The sequence below is a fragment of the Steroidobacter sp. genome, assembly GCF_016790065.1.
Lineage (GTDB): Bacteria > Pseudomonadota > Gammaproteobacteria > Steroidobacterales > Steroidobacteraceae > Steroidobacter.
In genome coordinates, this window is the sequence record NZ_JAEUPY010000258.1 from 1 (window position 1) to 6,881 (window position 6,881).

The window sequence follows — 6,881 nt, forward strand, 5'->3', positions numbered from 1 at the left end:
GCGCAGCGACAGCGTCGTTTCCAACTGGAAGCTGGACAGCTCCAGCACATACAACTCAGGCACCGGATCGTTGAGCAATTCCAACGCCGGCCGGCCGAGATTGCCGCCAGCAATGGCGCGACGACCCGCGGCGTTGGCCATCAAGCCAACCAGCGTCGTCACCGTGCTCTTGCCATTGGTGCCGGTGATTGCAGCGATGGGCGCCTTCGCCTCGCGCACGAACAACTCGATATCGCCAACGATAGGAACGCCACGAGCCGCGGCGCTCATCAGGAAAGGTTCTTTCAACGAAACGCCCGGTGACGCCACGACCTGCGACGCGCCGTCGAGCAATGACTCGTCGAAGCCGCCGTATCGCACGTCGATACCTGGCGCGAGCTGTTCGAGCGCCGAGGATTCCGGCGGCGCAGCTCTGCTGTCAGTGACAGCGAAACTCAAACCGCGCGACTGCAAATAACGCGCGCACGACAACCCCGTTCGGCCCAAACCGACGACGACCGCCCGCCCAGCCGCCGCTTGCGGCGGCAGACGAGGATCGGAGCGAACGATGGGATCGTGCGGCGTCATGGCGTCAGCGCACCTTCAACGTCGCGAGGCCGATCAGCACCAGGATCACCGAGATGATCCAGAAGCGCACGATCACCTTGGGCTCGGCCCAGCCCTTCAATTCGAAATGATGATGAATCGGCGCCATCCGGAAGATGCGCTTGCCGGTGAGCTTGAACGAAGCCACCTGCAACATCACCGACACCGTTTCCATCACGAACACGCCGCCCATGATGAACAGGACGATCTCCTGCCTCACGATGACGGCGACGACCCCTAGTGCCGCACCGAGCGCGAGGGCACCAATGTCGCCCATGAACACTTGCGCGGGATAGGTGTTGAACCAGAGAAAGCCGAGACCTGCGCCGACCAGCGTCGCGCAGAACACCAGTATTTCACCGGTGCCCTCGATGAAAGGTATGCCGAGATAACCCGAGAACACTGCATTGCCTGTCGCATAGGCGAACACCCCCAAGGCTCCACCGACCAGAACCGCCGGCATGATGGCCAGACCATCCAAGCCGTCGGTCAGATTCACCGCGTTGCTGGTGCCCACCACCACGAAGTACGCGAGCGCGATGTAGCCCATCCCGAGCGGCACCATCACTTGCTTGAACAGCGGCACGTACAACGCGGTTTCGGCCGGCGACTTGGCGGTCATGTACAAAGCGACCGCACAGCCCAAACCCGCGACCGACTGCCAGAAATATTTGTATCTCGCGATCAGGCCGCGACTGTTGCCGACCACGAGTTTCAGATAATCGTCCCAGAAACCGATCAGACCGAACGCCAGCGTCACCAGCAGCGTGACCCACACGAACCGGTTGCTCAGATCGGCCCACAACAAGGTGCTGAAAGTGATGGCCACCAGGATCAACAAACCGCCCATGGTGGGCGTGCCGGCCTTGGGCAGGTGCGACTTCGGACCGTCGTCACGCACGCGCTGGCCGATCTGATTGGTCGACAGCTTCTGAATCATCCACGGGCCGATCAGGAACGAGATCACCAGCGCCGTGAGCGCCGCGAGAATCGCGCGCAGCGTCAAGTATTGGAAGACGCGGAAAGCGCCTTCCAGTAGAGCGAGCTGTTTAGTGAAATACAGCAGCATTTAAGTAGTTATTCTCTTAATGATGGCCATCGGTAGTGCCAGGCGGCGTGGCGGACAAGGCCGCCGACACACGCTCCAACCGATTCGCACGCGACCCTTTGATGAGCACGGCGACGCCAGGAGTGAGCGACGTCTTCGCGTCGCGAATCAACGCATCGATATCGGCGAACCACTGCGCGCCGCGACCGAACGCCTCCACTGAAAAACGCGAGCCTTCGCCGATGGCGAGCAACCGTTCGATGCCGGCCTGCCGCGCGTAGCGGCCGACTTCGGCATGCAACTCGTTGCTGGCATCGCCCAGCTCTTTCATTTCGCCCAGCACCAGCCAACGCGCGCCGGCGAAACTCTTCATCGCATCCAGACCGGCTTTGAGCGAGCTCGGGTTGGCGTTGTAGGAATCGTCGACGATGAACGCGCCGTTGATGGCGGGCTTCAATTCGAGTCGGCCGGCGACCGTCTTCATCGCGGCCAGGCCTTTGACGATGTCTTCGATGGTTGCGCCGGCCGCACAAGTGATCGCCGCTGCGCCCAGGGCATTGCGCAGATTATGCAGGCCCGCCAACGGCACCGTCGCAGCGACCGTGCCTTCCGGCGTCACCAGATCGAAGTCGATCCGAAAGCCAGACGACGCATTGATCTCACGCACCTTGTGAGCCATGAAATCGGCCTGCTGCTCGAAACCGAAAGTCAGGATGCGATCGGCCGTGCTCATGTCGCGCCATTGACCGGCGTACTTGTCGTCGGCGTTGATGACGGCCGCGCCTTCCACCGGCAGTGCCTGAAACATTTCGCCTTTACCATCGGCCACGCCTTGCAGACTGCCGAAGCCTTCCAAGTGCGCGGCACCGGCGTTGGTCACGATGCCGACGGTCGGTTCGGAAATGCTGGCGAGATGGGCAATCTCGCCAAGATGATTCGCGCCCATCTCGATGACGGCGTAACGATGCTGACTGGTCAGCTCCAACAACGTCAGCGGTACGCCGATGTGGTTGTTCAAGTTGCCGCGAGTCACTAGCGTCGGGCCGAGCTGCGACAAGATCGCGCCGATCAACTCTTTGGTCGTGGTCTTGCCGTTGCTGCCCGTGACGCCGACCACAGGAATGTGGAACTGACGACGCCACTCGCGCGCAAACGTAGACAAGGCCGCCAGCGGATCGGCGACGATGATCTGCGGCACATCGACCGGCAGCTGTCGCGAGACCAGTGCGGCGGCCGCACCGTTCTGAGCGGCGGTCGTCACGAAGTCATGGCCGTCGAACGACGGCCCAGTGAGCGCGACGAACAGCGCGCCACCTTTAATAGTGCGTGTGTCAGTGGAGACGCTGGTGAATGGGCGATCGGCACCGACCAACTGTCCCGGCGTAAAGCGCAGGATTTCACTCGGCTTCCAGGCAATCATGACTGCCTCCCCAGCGCTTGCAGCGCTTGCTCGCGATCGCTGAACGAGCGGCGTTCAGCGCCCACGATCTGATAGTCCTCGTGCCCTTTGCCGGCGATCAGCACCACGTCACTCGCGGCACTTTCCGCAATGGCGCGTGCGATGGCGGCCGCGCGATCGCGTTCGACAATGGCGGCTTCGGGACGAGACAGGCCTTTAAGAATGTCGGCGACGATGGCGTCACCGTTCTCGGTGCGCGGATTGTCGTCGGTGATCAGGATGCGATCCGCCAGGCGTTCCGCGATGGCGCCCATCAACGGGCGCTTGCCGGCGTCCCGGTCACCGCCGCAACCGAACACACAAACCAAATTGCCGGTGCGATGTTTGCGCACGGCCAGCAAAGCTTTTTCCAACGCGTCGGGCGTGTGCGCGTAGTCGACGATGGCCAGCGGCCGATTCGGCGCGGTGAGCGTTTCCATGCGCCCCGGCGGCGGACCGCACTTTTCCAACGCACCGATGGCCTGCTGCATGGACACGCCACTGGTCAGCAAGGTAGCCAGCACAGCAAGCAAATTTTCGACGTTGAAATCGCCGACGAAGCGCGACTTCAAGGTCGCTGCGCCCCAGCTGCCATCGAATTCGATGTCCAAGCCGTTCGGGGCAGCAGTCACGCGGCGTGCGAACAGTTGTTTCACTTCGCCTTTGTCACTGTGCCAGCGCGGATCCATCTGAATCTGGCCGGCACGGCTCAGCACGACCAGACAAGTGTGTGCGACTCGCGTGGCCAGCTCGCGACCGAACGCGTCATCCACATTCACGATGGCGTAACGCAGCGACGGCCAACGAAACAGACGCGCTTTGGCTTCGCCATAAGCCTCGAGCGTGCCGTGATAGTCGAGATGATCGCGGGTCAGGTTGGTGAAGATCGCCGTGTCGAACCGCATTCCATAGACGCGACCCTGATCGAGCGCATGCGAGGACACTTCCATGCCCAGGCAACGCACGCCTTCATCGCGGAGTTCGGCGAGCTGACGTTGCACCGTGATGCAATCCGGCGTGGTCAGCGAACCTGAATGCAACGCGCCGACGCGGCCATAACCCAACGTGCCCGCGTAAGCCGAAGTGACATTCAACTGTTGCAAGGCGGCCGCGATCACATGCGCCGTAGTGGTTTTGCCGTTGGTGCCGGTGACGCCGATGACACGCACGGCGGCCGACGGCGCATCGAAGAACCAATCCGAAATGGTGCCGAGCCAACTGCTCAATTGCGGAATGCCAATCAACGGTACTTCCGGCGGCAAGCGCGGCGCGACCACACCTTCAACCGGTTCCCAAAGAACGGCTGAAGCGCCAGCGTTCACCGCTTGAGCGGCGAAACCAATGCCATGAGTGCGCGTGCCTGGCAGCGCCACGAAGGCAGCTCCCGGCGTCACTGCTCGACTGTCGAGCGTGAGGTCGGTGATTTCCAAGTCAGCCGGCACGGAATCGACAGACGACACACCGCTATCCGCAAGCAGTGCTCGCAGATTCTTGATGCGCACGTTGTCGGCCCGGCTGTTCATGGTGATGGTTGCTGCGGCAGTCCTCATGGGTTGGCTTGCACCAGCGTGGTGGCCGGCAGGCGATCCAGACCGTCGGGCGGCACACCCATCAAACGCAATGCGCCCGCCATCACGTTGGCGAACACCGGAGCGGCCACGTCGCCGCCGTAGTACTGCTTACCGCTCGGCTCATCGATCACGACCAGCGCCGCGAGCCGTGGATGGCTCGCCGGCACGACACCGCCGAACGAAGCTTTGCGTCGTTCAGTGGAATAAGAGCCGCCGTCGGCAGTCCACGCGGTGCCGGTCTTGCCGGCCACTCGATAGCCGATCAAGGCAGCCCGCTTACCGCTGCCTTCTTCCGAGACGACGCTTTCCATCATCTCCAGCAATTCTTTGGCGACGCGCGCATCGATCACACGCTCGCCCGGCACTGGCTCGTCGACTTTGCGCAAGGTCACCGGACGTTTCACGCCATAAGCACCGAGCGTTGCGTAAGCACGTGCCAGCTGCAGCGGCGTCACCGACAAGCCGTATCCATAAGAGATGGTGGCCTGACCGATCTTCCGCCAATGCGAATAGTCATTCAGCAAACCGGCCGACTCGCCCGGGAAACCGCTGCCGGTGACCTGGCCGAAGCCGAACGCCGACAAGGTTTCCTGCATGGACTTGGGCGACAGATTCATCGCCATCTTGGTCATGCCGACGTTGCTCGACTTCGCCAGCACCGTGGTCAGCGAGATCGGGCCCAGGTTGTGCTTGTCCGGAATGCGCTTGATGCCCACCTGCACGAAACCTGGCGACGTATCGATGATGGTGCTGCCGTGATAGCGCCCGGACGCGATGCCCGCCGCGGCGATGAACGGCTTGATGCTCGAGCCCGGCTCGAAAATGTCGGTGGCAGCGCGATTGCGATAGCGCGAGGCCGCGACTTGATCGCGATCGTTCGGGTTGTAGGCCGGCTGATTGACCATGGCCAGCACTTCGCCAGTCTCGATATCCAGCACGATCACCGTGCCGGCCTTGGCGCCATGTTCCTGAACCGCTGCTTTCAGTTCGCGATACGCCAGGTACTGGATGCGCAGGTCGATACTAGTAATGAGATCGCCGCCCGGATGCGGCGCGCGAATGCTTTCGACGTCCTCGACGGTGCGACCGAGACGATCCTGAATGACGCGCTTGGCGCCCGGCTCGGCACCGAGCCAACGGTCGTACGCCAGCTCCAGTCCTTCCTGACCGATGTCGTCGTACTTCTTGGTGAAGCCGAGCAAATGCCCGGTGACTTCGCCGGCCGGATAGAAGCGCTGGTATTCGCGCTGCAGATACACGCCGGGGATTTTCAGTTCTTTGACCTGCGCGGCGTCGCTCGGGCGCATGTGGCGCACCAGATAAACGAACTCGCGGTCCAGGTTGCTGGTGATCAGCTGCGTCAGCCACTTCTTGTCGCGATTCAGCGCTTCGGCCAGCCGCGGAATCTGATCCGCCGCCTTCATCACTTCCGGCGGGCAAGCCCACACGGTGTCCACCGGCGTGCTGGCCGCCAACGGTTCGCCGTTGCGGTCGTAGATGCCGCCGCGATTCGCCGTCAGCTTGGCGATACGGGTGTAACGCGCGTCGCCCTGACCTTCCAGGAAGCCCTCGTCCAGCACCTGCAAGTCCACCGCACGCGCCACCAGGCCGGTAGCAATCAGCACCAGCGTGATGAGCACGAACCGCAAGCGGCCACGGTACTGCTCGGGAGAAAAATGCTTGCCTTCGTCGCGACGGATCATGGCTTCACGATCCGCACTTCATCGGGCCGCGGCACCACCATCTGCAAATTGACACGAGCGGTTTGTTCCACTCGGCCGTGCATGGCCCAGGCGCTCTGCTCCAGCTTCAGCTGGCCCCACTCGATATCCAGCCGGTCGCGTTCGGCATGCAGCCGCTGCAACTCGATGAACATGCTGCGGGCTTCGTGCTTGCTCCACACGACGGCAATCGCCGCGCCGAGCAATGCGGCCCACAACACCGACATGGCGATGCGCCCGCTCATGCCGCCACCTTCTCAGCCACTCGCATCACCGAGCTACGCGAGCGTGGATTGGCAGCGACTTCGGCTTCGCCAGGATGAATCGCTTTGCCGACGCGACGCAGTTTCGGGCGGGCGTGCGCAGGCACGTCGGGCAAGCCGGCGTACACGGGATCTTCCTGCGACTGCTCCTGCATGAAACGTTTGACGATGTTGTCTTCCAACGAATGGAAACTGATCACACACAGACGGCCTTGCGGCGCCAGTGCGCTCAAGCTGCCGGCAAGGGCAGCTCGT

At 62.5% G+C, this 6,881-nt stretch carries 6 protein-coding genes and 1 pseudogene; all 7 read right to left on the reverse strand.

Going from position 1 to position 6,881, the window contains the following annotated elements; all coding sequences use genetic code 11:
* Positions 1 to 567 (reverse strand): annotated as a pseudogene (locus JNL55_RS11360) (Mur ligase family protein); the annotation flags it as partial.
* Positions 568 to 571: 4 nt separating this feature from the next.
* A complete protein-coding gene (mraY, locus tag JNL55_RS11365; protein ID WP_293852939.1) occupies positions 572 to 1,654 on the reverse strand; it encodes a phospho-N-acetylmuramoyl-pentapeptide-transferase in 1,083 nt (360 codons plus the stop codon).
* Positions 1,655 to 1,670: 16 nt separating this feature from the next.
* Complete coding sequence (locus JNL55_RS11370; RefSeq protein WP_293852940.1) at positions 1,671 to 3,053, reverse strand: UDP-N-acetylmuramoyl-tripeptide--D-alanyl-D-alanine ligase; 1,383 nt, start codon at positions 3,051 to 3,053, stop codon at positions 1,671 to 1,673.
* A complete protein-coding gene (locus JNL55_RS11375; protein ID WP_293852941.1) occupies positions 3,050 to 4,621 on the reverse strand; it encodes a UDP-N-acetylmuramoyl-L-alanyl-D-glutamate--2,6-diaminopimelate ligase in 1,572 nt (523 codons plus the stop codon). Before JNL55_RS11375 ends, JNL55_RS11370 begins: the two co-directional genes overlap by 4 nt.
* The gene (locus JNL55_RS11380) at positions 4,618 to 6,345 is read right to left on the reverse strand and encodes a peptidoglycan D,D-transpeptidase FtsI family protein (protein ID WP_293852942.1); all 1,728 of its coding nucleotides are present in this window, start codon (positions 6,343 to 6,345) and stop codon (positions 4,618 to 4,620) included. Before JNL55_RS11380 ends, JNL55_RS11375 begins: the two co-directional genes overlap by 4 nt.
* Entirely contained in the window at positions 6,342 to 6,608 is a 267-nt protein-coding gene (gene ftsL, locus JNL55_RS11385; protein WP_293852943.1) for a cell division protein FtsL, read from the reverse strand. The genes JNL55_RS11380 and ftsL overlap by 4 nt, the downstream gene beginning before the upstream one ends.
* The coding region (gene mraW, locus JNL55_RS11390) for a 16S rRNA (cytosine(1402)-N(4))-methyltransferase (RefSeq protein ID WP_293852944.1) at positions 6,605 to 6,881 on the reverse strand (277 nt) is incomplete at its 5' end. The genes mraW and ftsL, both read right to left, overlap by 4 nt.